The sequence below is a fragment of the Bordetella muralis genome, assembly GCF_965139205.1.
Classification (GTDB): domain Bacteria; phylum Pseudomonadota; class Gammaproteobacteria; order Burkholderiales; family Burkholderiaceae_B; genus Bordetella_A; species Bordetella_A muralis.
Window position 1 is genome coordinate 1 of record NZ_CBCSIU010000041.1, and the last position, 17109, is coordinate 17109.

Here is a 17109-nt window from a genome sequence, read left to right on the forward strand (position 1 = left end):
CCCTTCGACATCCGCTTCACCCGGCTTTGTGAAGCCCTCACGGCCCGATTGCCTCGGCTCGACTCGCAGTAACTCAAGCTCATGACATCGCTGGCACGGTTGTTTTGCTTGGCGTTTTTCTGCCGCCGTGTTGGCAAAGAGAAAGATCTTGCAGTGCTGCGATTCGCGTGTGCCCTGCACACACGCGAATCGCGATCGGTCCGGGCATGCGACGGGGTGGCGTGGTGCCAGGTTGGAAGATCTGCTTGGCTAGCGTTGATGCATGCGAAGATGACGCATGGAACGTACGATGAGATGTAGAGCGTCATGACGCATAGAACGAGGGCACGTAGAACGTCACCACACGTAGGACATCGGGATACGCAGAGCGTGCGAAGAGGCGTCGCCCCATCGTCGGATATCGCGAAATCGTGGCGCGAACAATCTCCTGCTGATCGATGAGAAATCGTTGCTCGAGAGATCTTCTGTTCATCCCCGATGCCACGGTCGTTGCATGCCGATCACGAACGCGATTCATGGGCGCGCCCGTAGGCGGCTATGAATCGCCGCCCTGCAAGATCTTCATCCTTGCAAAAGTCCGTTCCTACGAAGCCTACGAAGACCAGCCGTGCCAGCGGCGAGGGAATCAGAGATGCTGCGAGTCGAAGCGGGGCAGTGACCGTGTTGGCGCGCCTCGGAGTCGCGCGAGCGGANGTCGTAGGTAGGCCCGAAGGGGCCGGACGAGACGAGCGANGCGGCAGTCGGACGCGCAGGCGGCCGACCGACTCCGTGAAGCGCCAACACGGTCACTGCCCCGCTTCGACGTNCAATAGCACTCATGCCCCCGTCCTGCTCAAGATGCAACGTCCAACAGAACTCATGCCCCCTTCCTGCCCCCGGCGCCACCGTCCACTAGAGCCACGCAGCGTACCGTTCACGCTGCAGTATCAGACGATGTGATCGATTCATCTGCACGGCCGTCATGGTACCGGCCAATGCTGTTCAAGCAGCCGTTGAGTCCGCACCCACTGTATAGTCCACAGCCGCCCATTCAAAATAAGGTTTCAGATCTGCGACCAAGGCCTGGTGCAGAGGATGAAGCAGATAGGCGTCGAGCGCCTCGGCATCGGCGACTTCTGATTCGAGCACATAGTCCCAGCTGATCGGGCGTTCGAATTCATTGGCCGCAACGCGCCAGAACTGAATGGCAGGGATATCCGCGCCGAGGGCTGTCATGCGTGCTGCCAGATCGGCTTCTCGTTGCGGGTCCCGGGCGACGTCCGGGCGGCGGCGAAAGAGTACGATGTGACGGATCATTCGCCTGCCCTCGTCGCGCTCTTCAGGTGGTAGCCGCGGCCAGAATAGTCAAAATCCACCAATTCGTTGATCGTGGCCTTAGAGTCCGCAGGCGAGGCGTAGTACGCGCGGATCTCGGAGATTTTGCCCGTCTCGGGATCGAAGTCATACCACTCTGCGCCTCTCAAAGCAGTGCCTGGCTTGTTTTTCCAATGCGTCCATTCGATCATGGCCTCGGGGGAATCGTGGCTGACGATGATACGTTCGATGGTCCATTGCGAGCCTAGCGTTTCGACGCACCATACCCACTTGCGGGCGATCGTGTCGGCGCTGCGCCAGGGGACTTCCGGTAGTCCGGCGGGGAAATAATGTACCGCGTCCGGCGTAAAGCAATCGACGAGTGCGTTGTAGTCTGCGGCATTGCAGGCGTCGAAATAGCGTCGGATGAGTGCGGCGTAGTAGTCGGGGGTATAGGATGGGGACATCATGGTTCCTCGGTGGGTATCAGCGGCCTGCCGGCTGTGCAGGAGTGATGGCGGGGCGGCCGGCAGCGATCCATTGCTTGTACTGCTCGCGTGTCGCATCGCTGGGCGGATACAGTCCCCACAAGGGTTCTCCAGCCTGGACCCTGAGAGCCAGATACGCTTCGATGTCATCACGTTTTTCGCAGAGGTCGGCCATTTCCTCGGCCATGTGAGCGGGGATGACGGTGATGTTGTCGCCATCGCCGTGGATAACGTCGCCAGGGTAGATAGCCACGCCTGCGCAACCGATCGGGACTTGCAAGTCCGCGACATGGTGATAGCTCAATCGTGTCGTGGCGGTGACACCTGTGCTCCAGATCGGGAAATCCATATTGCTCAGCTCGGTGCCATCGCGAAAGGTGCCGTCAGTGACGACCCCGCGGGCGCCGCGCATCATCATGCGGGTGATCAGCATATTTCCCATCGATGCCGCACGGCCATCCTGATTGCTGTCGATGACTAATACATGGCCGGGCTCGACTTGTTCTACGCCTACCCATTGCAGATTGTCGGCATCGGGGGCGGTCGTTAGATTGCCGTAGAAATCCACATCCTCGCGGGCAGGAATGAAACGCATCGTGTAGGCGCGGCCCGCAAAGGGCTTGATCTTTTTATTCAAGGGGCGCAGGCCATGCAATACCGGTTGTCGAATGCCCTTTATATAAAGCTGAGTGGTCAATGAACCGCTGGTTGCCTTGGCCAGACGGTCGAGAACCGAATCAGGCACATAGGGGGCCGGAGCGCGTTGAGGAATACTAGTCAAGGGCGCAGGCACGTCTTTCATGATGTCTGTCTCACATTATGGGATTGAAGGGATGCGCGGTGTGGCGCATGCACATGGGTTCATCCTAGTGAGCTTTGAGGTGAAATAGAATGGATTGACCGATACCCGCTGGCAGCGATGGCGGGTCCAGTACCACCATTTGAGACAAACCATGGCCACCTCTGCAGGCGAGGGCACCGGCGCCCTCGAGAAAGCGCTGGATGTGCTGGATGCTGTGGGCACGGCACCAGAAGGATTGGGGCAAAGTGAGTTGGCCGAACGCCTGGCATTGCCGCGTACGACGGTGTATCGCTTGCTGGCGACGCTGGTCGCGCGCGGTCTATTGCGGCGGGACCCGTTGCGCAAGGTGTATTGCCTGGGTTTTCGTTGTTTTGAAATGGCGCGTCAGGCTTATGCCATGCCGGATCTGGTGGCAGCTGCCGCATACGAATTGCGCTTGTTGCGCGATTTGACCGGCGAGACTACCTATCTGGCCGCGCTCGACGGGCGCGAAGTGATTTCGCTGGAGCGTTGCGATGGCGCACATAGCCAGCGCTCTGCGGCGGCGCTAGGCGAGCGCAAGCCTGTGCATTGCACGAGCCAGGGCAAAGCGATTTTGTCGGCGATGCCGGATGCGGAACGTGAGAGTTTCGTTCGGGATGCCGTACTCAAAGCGTTGACGCCGTTGACGATTACCGATCGCCGCCGCCTGCATGCGGAGTTGGGCATTACCCGGGCGCGTGGATATGCCATCGATGATGAGGAAATCGTGCTCGGTGTGCGCTGCGTGGGTGCGCCGGTCATTGACAGTGCAGGTCAGGTGCGTGGCGCGATCAGTGTCGCGGGGCCGGCGTATCGTTTGACACGGGAGCGTCTGGAATTGCTGGGCCCTGAGGTGGCGGAGGCAGCGCGGCGAGTGGGGGCGCAACTACAGACGCAGGCGGCTGATACGAACGCGGATGCCGAAGCGTCTGTCAACGCGGTGCCGGGTAGATGGGCGTTTCATGGAGCACATCCGATATCATCGGATGGCGGACGGAAACTGTGGTGGGCAGATGTGCTCGCCCCATCACTGCGCTTGTATGAGAATGGCGAGGATCGGGAGATCTGCCGTGTGGAGGCCCCCATCATCGGTTTGGTCCACGATGGAGAGGGTGTCATCGTCGTGCATCAGTCTGGGGTGCAGCGGGTCAGTGCTGATGGAACGGCGACAGCGTTGGTGTCATGGATCAACGGTTCGGTGCTGGCGCTGTGCAATGGCGAAGAGCAAGCTATTTGGGTCGCGTGTGGTCTGCCGGAATCAGGGGCGGCGATAGGATTATTGCGTGCCGATGGCACGTTGGACGTGCGCTGGCGGATTGGTGAGCCTGTACAAAGCTTGGCTTGGCATGCCAGCGAGAAAACGTTGTATGCGGCCTTGCAGGGATCTGGATCGATTGTGATGCTGCGGCCTGGCGAGAACGCTGTACGCCGGTTGACGAGTTTGCCGCGAGGGTCTGGCCGAGTCAGTGGGTTGGCATTCGATGCACAGGGCGGTATCTGGACGGCGTTGGCTGATGGCTGGTCAGTGATTCGCTTGACGCGGGATGGTCAGCTGGATCGCGTGGTCGGTTTGCCTGTGCCATGTCCGACCGACCTGGCCATGATTCAACGTGCGGATGGCGCGGCACAACTGGCGATCACGACCGAACGGCATCGCGTGTCTATTGATGCATTGGGCAGTGCGCCCTTGTCGGGGCGGCTGCTGTTGCTGGATTTGTGAAAATCAAAGGCTTGTAAACGACTAGCGATCGCACGAGGCGGTGTCCTCACCATCCCCGTCCCGGATCGAATGTCGACGATATCCGGGGGCCTAGCGGCGCCAGCCTCGGCCACCTCCGAATCCACCGAAACGTCCGCCACCAAAACGGTCACCTCCGCCAAAGCGCCCTGCAAAATCCGAATCGCCGCGCATGGCGTTGAATCGGTCATCGCTCCAGTCGCGAGCCTGGCGCTGGTCATTCAGATAGTTCGACACATTGCCGGATGAAAAATCGCTGCGCTGGATTGGCTGCCAGCCTGAGGAGGTGTGAGTCTGCCAGCCTCCGTCGGCGGAGTGCTGGTAGACATGGCCGTCGGCGTCGCCGTAGATGTGGCCGTTGTTCCACGCAACCGAGTTGCCGGTGTGGCTGTCATGCGCGACGCCACGGCGGTCCACGTTATCGGCGCCATCGCCGGCTTGGCCGTTGGCCGTGGTGCTGGAGACGATGGTGCGTCCGGTATTGGCATTGTTGCGTACGCTTTGCCGGCCGGCGCGCCACTGGCCGTCGTCGTTTTCGACAACCCCCGAGCGGCTGGCGCCTGAGACGCCGGTCGAGTTGTTCCTGTAGGCGTCGCGCTGCCCCGCGGCGGCATTGCCGGTGTAGGCGTTGTAATCGGCGCCGCGTGATCCCTCAAAGTGGCTGCCGGTGGCGGCGTTATAGCCGTCGGCATGCGCAGTGCGCCATTCGTTGCCGGTCCAGTTGTTGTAGCCCACGCTGCGGGTGACGGTGCCGTGCCCCCAGCCGCCGTACACGTTGACCGTATTGATGTCCACGCCGCGCGAGTACGGGAAACCGCCGTACGGCCCCCAATAGGGCTCGGGCCCCCACATGTCGGCCATGGCGAAGCCGAAGGCAAATCCCGCGGCGGTGCTCAATGCGGCGTTATAGCCATAGGTGGGCGGATAGCCGACCCAGCTGTTGTTCACAATGACGGGAGGATAGGTGTAGCCCGTGCCATAGACCACCGTGCCATCGGGGCCGGCGATCATGCCCAAGTAACCGGGCGTATAGCCGACCACGACCGTATCTGGCGTGGAGCCATAGATGTGCACGTACGTGACGTAATGCAGAGGCGATTCAGGAGGAATGGTGTAGACCGCCGCGGGTACGGAGGCCGCCACACGCCAGGGACCTTGCGGTGAGCTGGCGGTGAACCACACCGCCTGGGACAAGGCGTAATACTCGTTGCTCGTGACTTGAATCACCGGCACAGACGTGTTGACGGCGTAACGCAACTGCGTGCCGGCGACGCGGTCGAAATTCGGCGTGCCGCCGACGTAGTCCACATGCAGTGTGGCCTTGGTGCGAGATACGGTTGCGGTTTGAGGGATGGTCGAGGCAATGAGGGCTTCTTTGGCTTGAGGTGTGCCGGGCACGGAGGCGAGCACACCCGCTTGTGGATCATGCACGTCGATGCGGGCAAAGTCGGCGCCCAGTTTGTTGCCAGGAACATAGCTCCACGTGCCGTTCAATGTGGAGGCGCTGAACCAGCGTCCGGACACCAGCAGGTAATAGCGGTTGTCCGCCGGCTGCATGAACAGGGCATGGTCCGCATTGTTGACGGACAGCAGGTTGGTGCCCTGCACGGGCCGCATCTGTGCCTGGCCCTGGATCAGGACCAGTTCGGCAGGTTCGGACGACACGATCAAGGCAGGCGCAGCGGGAGGGCGTGCCGCGCCTTTTGCGAGCATGGGATCGACCGGTGCCTGTTGTGCAGCGGTTGCTGCGACGGTGAGCAGGCCTTGCGATGGGGATTCGCTGCGCCACCCCTCGGATAATGAGCGCGAGGTGTACCAATAGCCCGCTGCGTTGACGTGATAGTCGCCATCCGTACCACGCAGAATCAAGGTCCGGCTATTGACGACGCGTTGCCAGCCATCGGCGTGAGCGACGGGCTTTAGGACAGGGTCGCCATCGACCAGTACCAATACGGCGGGGGCGTTTTCGACGAAGATGCGCGGCGGCGTATTTTTGACCGGCATGGCCTTCAAGCTCGATAGCTGCTTGGAAGCGGCATAGCTCAGTTGCAGTTCGCTCAGGCGCAGCGTCAGCTCAACCGGCAGGCGCGAGCTGAACTGGTCTCGTATGGCCTGTGCTTTGTCGGGTTCGGTGGGAACTTGGACACGCGTAATCTGCAGTTGTGTCAGGTGGACTTCGTCGTTGGCTTTGTCGGTATTGGCGTCGGCACTGAAATCCGCTACCCCGTACGTTGGTTGGCCATTGCTCGGGCCCATTGCAATGGCCATGCGGCCTGTGATGCGGTTACCTGTCCAGGTATCGATTTGCGGCTGGTAGACCTCGTAGCGCGTGCCATGAAACTCCAGCGTGCGAGGCCATTGGGGGGCTGCGCTCTGGGATTGCGGTGCCGCGGTTTGTTGTGGTGCTGGTTGCGCAAAGACGCTGACGCTGCTGGCTGCCAACGGAGTAGTGAACAAGGCCGCGACGATGGCCGCGGTACGCACGCTTTTTGTTTGAAACATGAAGCTTTCCTCGGGAGGGGCTTTCGTTTTTTAGGGGAGCGTGGCTTCGCTACGTCAGGGAAGCCAAAGGGCAAGGCAGGACATCCACAAAGGATCAGAAGGCTGTCGTATTTAATGGCACTTATCGGAGAGTGTCCAGCGTTGATTGGTCGTATTTTCGCGTCGGTTCAGTCGAGGTCCCGCATGGAAGCCGACAACTCGATCGCGCCACGTGCCTGCAGGGCATCGACTGCGCCCAGTCGATCGCGAGTGTCTTTGTTCTGGCTGAGTTTACGCTTGCCGATCAGGGACGTGATGTCGATTTCTATGCCCACGATGTGTTGCAGCATTTCATCGATGAATGCGGGCTCGGAGTCGCCCATTTTCCATGGCTTGGGTTCGGATGCCTCATGGGTTTTGGTCAGACGCGCCACAATGCGGCGCACGAAGCGTTCGTCGTCGTGGATGGTGAGAACGCCATGAGCGTGTACGACCTCATAGTTCCAGGTGGGAACTTGGCGGTGGGCTTCGTGCTTGCTGGGGTACCAGTTTGGCGAGATGTAGCCCTCGGCGCCCCGAAAGACGACCAGCACCTCGGACCCTGTCGGACAGCTTTGCCATACCGGATTGGCGCGCGCAACGNGGGCCGACAGCCGTCCGTGCGCGCCAACAGCCGGGTCCAGCTCGAATGGAATGTGATTGGCGTCCAGGCCATGGCCGCTATGAGTAATCAGGATGCCCAGCGGATGTTCGCGAATGATGCGATGCAGCGTTTCCGGCTGGTTTTCAGCAAAATGAGCGGGGATATACATAGCAGTTGGGGAAAGTGGCGTGGTTGGCGGACGATGCCGGGTATTTTTTCTCAAAAACTGGATCAATAGGAAGATCCCGTTTTGAGTAATTTAAACGAACCAGTTTGCTATGTCCCCGCGCAGAATCTGCCGCTTGGGGGGACGGCGTTGCTATGCGTATTCCGGTGCTTCCGTGCCCTAGTAATAGATATCGACGTAATCGGTCAGGTGATCGCAGGTCTGCATTTGCTGCAGGCGCCAGTAGCGGCGTTTGCCTGTGGCTTTGAATTCAAAATCGCCGGTACGCTCGCAACGACGTCCTTGGTCCGGTGCGTCCACGATCAGGATGGTGCCGCGAAAGACAAAGCGGTCTTTGTCGATCGAGACAATATCGCCTTTGATATCGAGCGCACCTTCGGCGTTTTCTTGTGTGCCTGCGATGCTGATGACATCGTTTTTATCCGTCGCCACCAGGTGGCCCCGTTCGTCGGACCAGAGCCATTGCAGGGTGACGCCGCTATTGTGCATCAGGCGTTCGTAGGCAGTCTGGTCGCGGATTTCGGTTTTTTGCACGGGGGCGAGTGCAGCAGGTTTGGCCGTGGCAGCCGGTGCAGACTCATTTTTTTGTGTGGTGTCGGGCGCTGCCATGACGGCAGAGGCACTCAAGGCGAGGCCGAGCGTAAGAAAAAACAGACGCTGCATTCTTTTTTTTCCAATGCAAAGGTGAAAAGACCAAACAGGGATCGGGGGCATGGCGGGTCTTGTCGATTCAACCTGAATGGATGTGCCGGATTCTAAACGCCGATTATGTCAGCGGCGATCAGTCCATGTAATTGCGAGCCTCTTTCTCACCGGCCCATTTGCGCAGTGCCGAGATGAATTCGGGGCATACGTTGCCTTGTACGCTGGTATCGACGATGACGCTGTCTTGCATGCGTAGCAGCACCGTGCATTCGTAGACCGAGGTGCGATTTTCATAGTGGCCGTAGTTGGTCTGTTGGAAAACAGGTGTCGCAGCTCCGCCCCTGGAGCCGGGAATCATGCCGACCACTTGCTGGCTGCTGCCGTCAGAGACCCATGCTTGATATGGCTGAGCCTGGTAATCCGACCACTCTAATTCCATGGTGTTGCCGACGGGGCGCTGCCTGGACGGCTCGCCCAAGGCTGCAATCGCGTCATCGATGGACCGGCCTTTCATGTTGCGGGCAATGTTCACGCTCGGAGATAGGGAAAAATCGCCCTGTAGCAATCCGCTCAACGAGGGCAGCGAAGAGCTGCCGCCGGACGGCATAGGGGCGCAAGCGCTCAAGCCCAGCGTGGCCAGCAGTGCGGCAAAAATGCCCAGTCGAGAACAGCGGGACATGTGCAAACCTAAGTGATGTGGTGATGTCTGGATGTGACGTATCGGGGTTCCGCGCACAATGCCACAGCGCCAGCCGTTATGGGGCGGAATACGGGTTTTGAGGCGGTGCATTTTGTTTCATTTCGTGACGTTCGGCTTGTTTCGTTTACGTCGGCTTTTTCTGCAGGGCGCAGAAACGCCGATATTTTTACTGAAGATGGAAATCGCTTTGCTTAGTGTTAAATAAAAATTGTTACGTAATATGCGAGCCGGCGTGACATCTCGTGTCAGAAAGTCTAAAGGGCTTTGCTAAGATCGTGCCCATTTGTGACAGCGCCCTTGTGTGCCAGTCACTGTTTGCATGCGTGCCGCTATCGCGTGGCAAGCCCGCTACCTGAATCCTGAAAATGCCTATCCATTTGCTTTCCCGTTGCTTGCCCCTGATGCGTGCTGCCGGCACCGCGCTTGCGCTGTTCTCTGTATTCGTGCTTTCGCCGGTTCATGCGGAAACCGAAAGGTTCTATGGCGCCACATCTACGGATGAAAAATTCGAAAAGCTGTATTGGGCGTTGCCCGAGACAAGCTCCGAGGAGGCGCAGGCTGCCGCAGTGGCTGAATGCAAGCGTGCTGGCGGCAAAAAATGCCAGGCACTGAATTGGTTTGCTGACAGTTGTTCTACATGGGCGCGTGATACAGGCGGGCGGCTGTTTCCAGGGTATAGCGCGTCTCCTGAAATCGCCGCCAAGCAGGCCATTCGCCGTTGTACCGCCGAGAGCCCGCCGGGCAAATGCAAACTGGCTATGCTGCCTGTTTGCGTCGGGCCGGGTTATAGCCCTGAGCATAATCAGGCCGCAGCAAAGGCGACGTCGGCTCAATTGGAGGCCTTGTCAGCCAAGCTGGATCAGCGCGGCTATTGGGGCGCCATTACAGAAACAGAAACCGGCGGCTTGCAGTACGCAGACGACTATCCCAGTGAAGAGGAGGCAGTTAAAACCCTGCTCGAATGGGAGGAGTGCAAAGGTTGCACGAAACTGCTGACCTACACCGATAGCTGCGTCGGATTGGCCTGGGAGAAGGGTGTCAAAGGCCGCGGGACGAGTTTCACGCTACTTAACCTCGATCCTGTCGCCGCACGAAACGAAGCCCGTGCGACCTGCAATGCCAAGCGGGGTACCTCCAGTTGCGTCGCCATGGTTCGTTGTTCAGGGCGTGCCTATATCGACGGCTATCCTGGATTTGACGAAAAGCCGAATTGACGCCACGGCCAAGCCTTGGCCGTGGGACTGCAACGCAATGATCGCATTGGGGCGTGTCGTGTCATACGCATCGCTTCCCAACGCGCGTCGCGTGGGCTATCAGGCTTCGTATTTACGCCCCAGCTCCAATAGCTCGGGTGTACCTATCAGGCCATTGAGCGCATCGAAATTATTCATCTCGTCCCACAAGGGGCGGGTCGTCCCGTGGGTTTTCAGGCCGGCCATGTAGCGCTGCAATTGGCGGGACACAAAACGCGCCGTGCCACCGGGATAGATCACGATGCGATAGCCGCGTGCAGACAATTCGTCCACGCTGCCCACCGGCGTTTTGCCGCCTTCGACCATGTTGGCCAGCAAGGGGATACGGGTTGCGTACTTGCCGCAGACCCGGTCCATATCGTCAGCGGAGACGACGGCTTCGATGAATAGCGCGTCGACACCGCATGCCAGATAGGCGTCGGCACGCTCCAGCGCGGCATCCAGACCCTCGACTGCCACGGCGTCGGTACGTGCGAGAATGAGTGTGTCGGATGAATGGCGCGCATCCAGTGCCGCGCGCAGCTTGCCGCACATTTCCTGCGTGGATACCAAGGTCTTGTTTTCCAGGTGGCCGCAGCGCTTTGGAAATGTCTGGTCTTCCAGCTGGATCATGGCAGCGCCGGCGCGCTCGAAAACGCGTACGGTGCGTTGCGTATTCAGCGCATTGCCGTAACCCGTATCACCATCGACGATGACCGGCAGTTGCACACGGTCGGTGATGCGCGCCAGGACATCGGCAGTTTCTGTTGCAGTTGTCAGGCCGACGTCGGATCGGCCCAGTTGGGTATAGGCGACGGCCCCGCCTGACAAATATAGGGCGTCGAAACCGGCTTGTTCGGCGATCAGCGCGGTCAAGGGATCGTAGACGCCGGGTGCCAGGACCGCGGGGCCTTGTGCGAGGCGTTCGCGCAAGTTGAGCTGGTTCATGCGGCGCTTCCTGCGGTCAGGGTGTCGTTGGATTGAGCAGCCAAATCAGCGACGATAGTTTCCATTTGCTCTTTGGTGACCTTGGGACGCCATGTTTCGAAGGGCATGCTCAACGCTGCGGCTTGGCGCTTTTCGTAGGCGAGGAATTCCTCGGTAATGGAGCTGCCGCGTACGCCGCCGCGCACCGCGCCTGCACGAACGTCGCCGTAGTACGTCGCCCAGTCGTCAGGCAGGGGTTGCGAACCGGGGACGGCCAGCCACAAACGCAGCAGGTGGCGTTTGAGGTCGGGCTCTTCGTAATCCTCGAACGGCGTGCGTGAATGCAGCGTCACGTAGTTGTTCAGCAGCTGCATGTCGCCACGCTCAAGTTCCATCGAATAGCAAAAGCGCTCGCTGGGCATGAGTTCATCCAGCAGGTCCAGGGCCTCGGTCTGTGCAGTGGTCAGGCGCGGGATCTCCGGGAAATCGCGTTGAGCGGCCACGATGTTCTTGCGATTGGTGCGCGCCGAGAAATATTCCGGGTGCGAGCCGAGAATGGGCAACTGATAGTAGGGCGGCTGGGTGGGATCTTGCGTGCTCTGATAGCTATGGAAATACGGGGTTTGCAGCGCGGCGATCAAGTCGGGACGGCGTTTGAGGACCTCGTCGCGCAGCGCAATTGAACTGACGACTTTGCTGGTGCCGCCAGATTTGGCGGTACGGCGGCAAAGCAGTGCTACCACGTCGCAGGAATCCTGGTGAAAATCCAGGCCCGCATTGGTGTTGTAGCCACGGCCGCCTTTGACTTTGTACTCGCCACCGGCGTCACGTACATCGTTGATGAACTGGCTGGCACGGTTCTGCGTGCGGCCCACGCCCATGTACAACGCCAGGCCCCAATAGGCCAGGCGCGTGTCGTCTTCGCTCCAGTCATTGACGGGAAAACCTTTCAGCAAGCACATGCCCCAACGGCGTTGCGTCATATCGATGGCTTGCTGCAGGGCAGCCTGAGCGGCGGCCGATAGCGGGAAGTCTGCTTGTTCCATCGCGAGCAGGGGTTTATCCAGGCGCTTGGCATGTGCCAATGCCGCCTGGATGCCGTCGACTTGCTCGTCGGTCAGGCGCAAAACCCAGGAGTTGTCCTGGCGTACTTGTTCGGCTGTCCAGGGCAATGGGCGCATGGCGGAATCGATGGCGTTCATGTACGTCTCCGTAATGGATAAGAATGTCAGAGGACCAATAACCGCCAGTGTAAGGACGCCGCTTCATTTAGAATAGCGATGTTATTTGAAGAATTTCATAAGAGAATTTGATGAAGATCGAGACCTTTGCCACGCTGGAGGCCGTGCTGCAGACAGGCACCTTTGTGGGGGGCGCGAGACTGATGAATATCACGCCCAGTGCAGTGAGCATGCAGATGAAGCAGCTCGAGGGCTATTTGGGCAAGCCGCTTTTTGATCGTTCGGGGTTGCAGGTACGTCCCACGCAGTTGGCACATGAGGTCGCCGACACCATGCGTGACGCGCTAAAGGGGTTGGATGCATTGCGCTCTGGTACGGTGCTGGCCATCGAGGGCGTTGTGCGAGTGGGTGTTATCGAATCAATGCAGCCCATTGTGTTGCCAGGCATGTTGCGCTTTATACGTGCCCGGCATCCCAAGCTGGATGTTGTACCTATCCGGGGCCGCAGCAGCGGTTTGACAGCGGCGGTCAAGGCCGGTGAGATTGACGCCGCCTTGGTGGCCGAGCCCTCCGGGGCTAAAGCAGGCCGTATGTCGTGGACGCCGATGTTGCGCCGGGAATTGGTGTTGATTACGCCGCCCGATACCCCTGACACACCGATTCCCACGCTGTTTCGCCAATTGGAGTGGATACGTTACGACCGCAAGACCGTGTCTGGCACCATGGCGGCACAGTACGTCAACAATCAGATCGGTGACGTGCGCAGTACGCTTGAATTCGATAATGCGGCGGCGATTGTGGCGATGGTGAGTTCCGGCCTGGGCATATCGGTGGTACAGCGGCCGGATTCCGCTGTCTTGCATAGTTATCCCGCGCGTGTATTCCGCTTGGGTAAGGCCGCCCCGGTATTGCAGCTTTCCATGGTGAGCCGCAAGGCGGATGACGATAGCCGGCCGTTGGCGGTGGTACGCGAGGCGATGGCCATGGCCTGTACGGAATATCAGAAGTTGTTAAAGCAGTGAGTGCGCGGCAGACGTGAGGGCGGGGGGCCGCTGCCGTTGCGCGGTTGATGCGATTTGTGCAGCGATATGACGTGGTGCAGTTGAACAAAAATCCTTAGCAAACAAGTCAAATAACTTCGCTTTTCTGAATGTTCCGTCTATGACTAGACTACGGGCAGACATCAAGTAGGATGGACGGAGACATCTATGCAAAGAAGAACATTCATGGGAATGTTCGGCGCCTGTGCGTTGGCAGCATCAGGAATGGCCAAGGCGCAAACGCCCACTACCCGCGTCATTGTTGGCGCTACCCCGGGTGGCGGCACCGATACGGTCGCGCGTGTATTGGCAGCAGAGCTGGGACGCGTATTGGGCGAAACGTTTGTGGTGGAAAATCGTCCGGGCGCCGGCGGTAATATCGCGGCGCAAGAGATCGCACGATCCGCGCCTGATGGCCGTTCGCTGCTGATGTGCTACACCAGCCATGCGATCAACGCGACGTTGTATCCCAATTTACCGTTCGATCCGATCAAGGATTTCACGCCGGTATCCCACGTGGCCGATGCGCCATCGATCTTGTTGGCGCATCCTTCTGTTGCCGCGAATAATGTTGCCGAGTTGATCGCGCTGGCAAAGGCGGAGCCGGGCAAACTGAGTATGGCATTACCTGGCATCGGCTCTGCAGGCCACCTCGGCGCCGAGGTGATCAAGATGCAAGCAGGGATAGACGTATTGCTGGTGCCTTATAAAGGCACCGCGCCCGCAATGACCGATGTGCTGGGTGGTCAAGTCAGCATGATGTTTGCCGGGGCAGCTTTGGCCAAAGGCCAGTTGAAATCAAAAGCGCTAAAGCCTTTGGGTATCAGCAGTGCGCAGCGCATGAGCGAATATCCCGATATTCCGCCGATTGCCGATACGTTGCCGGGTTATGACTTCAGTGCCTGGTATGGTCTGCTGGGACCTGCGGGACTGGATGCGGCGCGTACAGAACAGTTGTCGAAAGCGGTCGCCCAGATCATGAATGACGCGGCGATCAAACGTCGTTTGCTGGACGAGGGCTTGGTAGCTCAAGGCGGCACGCCAGCAGAGTTTCAGGGCTTTTTGCAGACTGAGATCGATCGCTGGGGCAAGGTCGTGAAAGCCTCGGGCGCCAGTGCAGGTTGATGGCAGCATGCCGCTGCGCATTGCGCAGCGGCCGCAGCCCGCCATGGATCACTTGCGATCAAACCACACGGTCTGTGCGTTGCAGAACTCTCTCACGCCGAAGTGAGACAGTTCCCGGCCAAAGCCGCTTTTCTTGACGCCACCGAATCCGACGCGGACATCGCTGGCGCTGTAGCCGTTGATGAATACGCCGCCCACTTCCAGGTCGGCTGCGATCTGGTGCGCTGCTGCGATATCCTTGGTAAAGACACTCGCAGTCAGGCCGAATTGGCTGTTGTTGGCGAGTTCCAGGGCATTGCGCGCATCGGAGGCGCGGATGATGGACGCGACCGGGCCGAAGATTTCTTCACGGAACGAAGTCATGCCAGGAACGATATCGGCCAACACAGTAGGTTGGTAGTAGTTGCCCGCACCATCGATCTTGTGTCCGCCCACGAGCAGTTTCGCGCCCTCTGACAGCGTGCGTTGTACTTGCGCATCGAGTTCGTCCCGCAGATCGTAGCGGGCCATGGGGCCGATATACGTCGACGGGTCAGTGGGGTCGCCGATGACCAATGCTTTAGTGCCGGCGACGACGCCTTCGGTGAAGGCGTCGGCAACGCTGTCTTCGACGATGAACCGTTTGGCGGCTGCGCAAACTTGTCCCGTGTTTTGAAAGCGACCGACGACGGCAGCACGGATGGCCTCGTCCAGGTCGGCGTCGGCCAGGACGATGAATGCATCCGACCCACCCAGTTCAAGCACGCATTTTTTCAAGGCAAAGCCGGCCTGCGAGCCGATCGCCGAGCCAGCCCGGACGCTGCCGGTCAAGGTGATAGCGGCGATGCGGTCGTCGGCAATCGCCTGCGAGACGAGGTCGTTTTGCACGTTGACGACTTCGAATACGCCTTGCGGGAAGTCTGCACGCCCGAACGCTTCGCGCAGCAAATATGCGCTGCCCATGACGTTGGGCGCATGCTTCAGGATGTAGGTATTACCTGCCAGCAGTGCGGGGACGACGCTGCGGATGACCTGCCAAATCGGGAAGTTCCAGGGCATCACGGCCAGGATCGGACCCAAGGGGCGATATTCGATTCTGGCTTTGTCGTTTTCAATCTGAGTGGGCTCGCTGGCCAGCATGGCGGGGCCATGCTCTGCATACCAGTCGCACAGTCCGGCGCATTTGGTGATTTCGCCGCGTGCTTGGGTAATAGGTTTGCCCATTTCGGCAGTGATCATGCCTGCCAGACGATCAATGTCCGCACGCAAGGCCTGTCCGAGCCGGGCTAGTGCGGCGCTGCGCGTGTCCACAGGTGTACGGCGCCAGCTGGTGTAGGCCTTGGCGCTTTGGGAAAGCACCGTTTCCAGGTCGGCGGCGGATTCAAAGGCGTAGGCGCCGATTTGCTCGCCGGTAGCCGGGTTCAGGGATATTGCGTGCGTGCTGCTGGCCATGAGAGCGCTCTCCTAGGGATTCGACTTCCGGCAAGAATACGCGGCGGATGGAGTTTATAAAACTGAATATTTATAATGGTTTCTTTCTCGATTTGAGAATGTGTGCGGACAGGGGAAACGGATGGATTTGGTTCAGCTGGAGATTTTCTGTGCTGTTGCGGCGCACAAGAGCATTGCCGCGGCTGCTGAGGCGGTGCACCGTGTGCCCTCCAATCTGACCACCCGGCTCAAGCAGCTGGAGTCTGATTTGGGGGTGGATCTGTTCATTCGCGAGAACAACAGGCTGCGTTTGTCGGCCACGGGGCACAATTTTCTGGACTATGCACAGAGAATTCTCGGCTTGGTGGAGGAGGCGCGTACGGCGGTTTCCGGTACGGAGCCTGCAGGCTGGTTTCCGATCGGTGCGCTGGAAAGCACGGCGGCTGTTCGCATCCCTGCTGTGCTGGCTGAGTTCAATGGCCGTTATCCCAAGGTGGAGCTGGATCTGGCCACCGGGCCGTCTGGGCCGATGATCGATGGGGTGTTGGATGGCCGTCTGGTGGCGGCGCTTGTCGATGGTCCGATCAATCATCCTGCGCTTAGAGGTGTCCCGGTGTTTGAGGAGGAAATGGTTGTCATCTCGCCCGTTCAGCATGCACCGATTCGCCGTGGTCGCGATGCGGCAGGCGAAGCGATCTATGTGTTTCGTCAAAACTGCTCGTATCGCCATCATTTCGAAAAATGGTTCGCAGCCGACAAAGCCATTCCAGGTAAAGTGCGGGAGCTGGAGTCTTATCACAGCATGTTGGCGTGCGTCAGCGCGGGGGGCGGCCTGGCCATCATGCCCAGAGCGATGCTGGAAAGCATGCCGGGATATACGTCTGTGACCGCATGGCCTATGCACGGCGCGTTTTCGGTGTTGCCGACGTGGTTGATTTGGCGCAGCGATACGGTTTCTCGGGCACTCGATGCGTTCGTGGCGTTATTGCAAGAGCATGCGCCGGTGGCTGTTGCTGCGTAGCTGGGATATATCGATGGCGGTTTTGAATAAGCTTGCACGTTGCTTGTTGTGCGGTTTTTGGTGATCGAGGGGCTGGGTTGGCAAGAGGTTGGCGTGCTTATTGGACGTCGAGCCGAGGCAATCGGGCCGTGAGGGCTTCACAAAGCCGGTCCGGCGCGCGGGCGCCGGACACCGT

The 17109-nt window shown here is 59.4% G+C and carries 16 protein-coding genes and 1 pseudogene; 5 read left to right on the plus strand and 12 right to left on the minus strand.

What is annotated here, in order from left to right; all coding sequences use genetic code 11:
• Positions 1-304: 304 nt before the first annotated feature.
• From ACNA0I_RS26140 to ACNA0I_RS26155, 4 genes are all read right to left on the minus strand, one after another.
• Positions 305-472 (minus strand): hypothetical protein, encoded by a 168-nt coding sequence (locus tag ACNA0I_RS26140; RefSeq protein ID WP_415808944.1) that lies wholly within the window; start codon positions 470-472, stop codon positions 305-307.
• Between the two features lie 509 nt (positions 473-981).
• On the minus strand, positions 982-1296 hold the full coding sequence (locus ACNA0I_RS26145) for a Dabb family protein (protein ID WP_415808945.1): 315 nt from the start codon (positions 1294-1296) through the stop codon (positions 982-984).
• Positions 1293-1763 (minus strand): nuclear transport factor 2 family protein, encoded by a 471-nt coding sequence (locus ACNA0I_RS26150; protein WP_415808946.1) that lies wholly within the window; start codon positions 1761-1763, stop codon positions 1293-1295. Before ACNA0I_RS26150 ends, ACNA0I_RS26145 begins: the two co-directional genes overlap by 4 nt.
• 16 nt (positions 1764-1779) lie before the next feature.
• The gene (locus tag ACNA0I_RS26155; RefSeq protein ID WP_415808947.1) at positions 1780-2583 is read right to left on the minus strand and encodes an RraA family protein; all 804 of its coding nucleotides are present in this window, start codon (positions 2581-2583) and stop codon (positions 1780-1782) included.
• Positions 2584-2734: 151 nt separating this feature from the next.
• On the opposite strand from ACNA0I_RS26155, the gene ACNA0I_RS26160 reads away from it, so the two are divergent.
• The gene (locus ACNA0I_RS26160; RefSeq protein ID WP_415808948.1) at positions 2735-4324 is read left to right on the plus strand and encodes an IclR family transcriptional regulator domain-containing protein; all 1590 of its coding nucleotides are present in this window, start codon (positions 2735-2737) and stop codon (positions 4322-4324) included.
• A gap of 90 nt (positions 4325-4414) precedes the next feature.
• Here the strand turns inward: ACNA0I_RS26160 and ACNA0I_RS26165 are convergent, their stop codons facing one another.
• The 5 genes and pseudogenes from ACNA0I_RS26165 to ACNA0I_RS26185 form a co-directional block, all read right to left on the minus strand.
• Positions 4415-6844, minus strand: a complete 2430-nt coding sequence (locus ACNA0I_RS26165; RefSeq protein WP_415808949.1) for a carbohydrate-binding family V/XII — start codon at positions 6842-6844, stop codon at positions 4415-4417.
• A gap of 167 nt (positions 6845-7011) precedes the next feature.
• Positions 7012-7465 (minus strand): FMN-binding negative transcriptional regulator (locus ACNA0I_RS26170; RefSeq protein WP_415808950.1); only part of this gene is annotated, 454 nt, incomplete at its 5' end.
• 1 nt (position 7466) lies between these two features.
• A pseudogene (locus tag ACNA0I_RS26175) lies at positions 7467-7635 on the minus strand (FMN-binding negative transcriptional regulator); the annotation flags it as partial.
• Positions 7636-7812: 177 nt separating this feature from the next.
• Positions 7813-8316 carry a hypothetical protein gene (locus ACNA0I_RS26180; protein ID WP_415808951.1) on the minus strand — a complete coding sequence of 168 codons (504 nt, stop codon included), beginning with the start codon at positions 8314-8316 and terminating at the stop codon, positions 7813-7815.
• A 118-nt stretch (positions 8317-8434) separates the two neighbouring features.
• The gene (locus ACNA0I_RS26185; RefSeq protein ID WP_415808952.1) at positions 8435-8977 is read right to left on the minus strand and encodes a hypothetical protein; all 543 of its coding nucleotides are present in this window, start codon (positions 8975-8977) and stop codon (positions 8435-8437) included.
• Between the two features lie 386 nt (positions 8978-9363).
• Here ACNA0I_RS26185 and ACNA0I_RS26190 point away from each other — a divergent pair, with 386 nt between their 5' ends.
• The gene (locus tag ACNA0I_RS26190; protein WP_415808953.1) at positions 9364-10212 is read left to right on the plus strand and encodes a DUF4189 domain-containing protein; all 849 of its coding nucleotides are present in this window, start codon (positions 9364-9366) and stop codon (positions 10210-10212) included.
• A 99-nt stretch (positions 10213-10311) separates the two neighbouring features.
• On the opposite strand, the gene ACNA0I_RS26195 is transcribed toward ACNA0I_RS26190, so the two are convergent.
• Positions 10312-11178: an isocitrate lyase/PEP mutase family protein gene (locus ACNA0I_RS26195; RefSeq protein WP_415808954.1), complete on the minus strand. Its 867-nt coding sequence runs from the start codon at positions 11176-11178 to the stop codon at positions 10312-10314.
• On the minus strand, positions 11175-12359 hold the full coding sequence (locus ACNA0I_RS26200; RefSeq protein ID WP_415808955.1) for a TauD/TfdA family dioxygenase: 1185 nt from the start codon (positions 12357-12359) through the stop codon (positions 11175-11177). Before ACNA0I_RS26200 ends, ACNA0I_RS26195 begins: the two co-directional genes overlap by 4 nt.
• 110 nt (positions 12360-12469) lie before the next feature.
• Here ACNA0I_RS26200 and ACNA0I_RS26205 point away from each other — a divergent pair, with 110 nt between their 5' ends.
• Both ACNA0I_RS26205 and ACNA0I_RS26210 read left to right on the plus strand, forming a co-directional pair.
• Positions 12470-13360, plus strand: a complete 891-nt coding sequence (locus ACNA0I_RS26205) for a LysR family transcriptional regulator (RefSeq protein ID WP_415808956.1) — start codon at positions 12470-12472, stop codon at positions 13358-13360.
• A 186-nt stretch (positions 13361-13546) separates the two neighbouring features.
• Positions 13547-14503, plus strand: a complete 957-nt coding sequence (locus ACNA0I_RS26210) for a Bug family tripartite tricarboxylate transporter substrate binding protein (RefSeq protein ID WP_415808957.1) — start codon at positions 13547-13549, stop codon at positions 14501-14503.
• 48 nt (positions 14504-14551) lie between these two features.
• Here ACNA0I_RS26210 and ACNA0I_RS26215 read toward each other — a convergent pair whose 3' ends face one another.
• The gene (locus ACNA0I_RS26215) at positions 14552-15934 is read right to left on the minus strand and encodes an aldehyde dehydrogenase family protein (RefSeq protein ID WP_415808958.1); all 1383 of its coding nucleotides are present in this window, start codon (positions 15932-15934) and stop codon (positions 14552-14554) included.
• A 121-nt stretch (positions 15935-16055) separates the two neighbouring features.
• Between ACNA0I_RS26215 and ptrR the strand changes: the two genes are divergently transcribed.
• The gene (ptrR, locus tag ACNA0I_RS26220; RefSeq protein WP_415808959.1) at positions 16056-16934 is read left to right on the plus strand and encodes a putrescine utilization regulator PtrR; all 879 of its coding nucleotides are present in this window, start codon (positions 16056-16058) and stop codon (positions 16932-16934) included.
• Positions 16935-17109 lie beyond the last annotated feature (175 nt).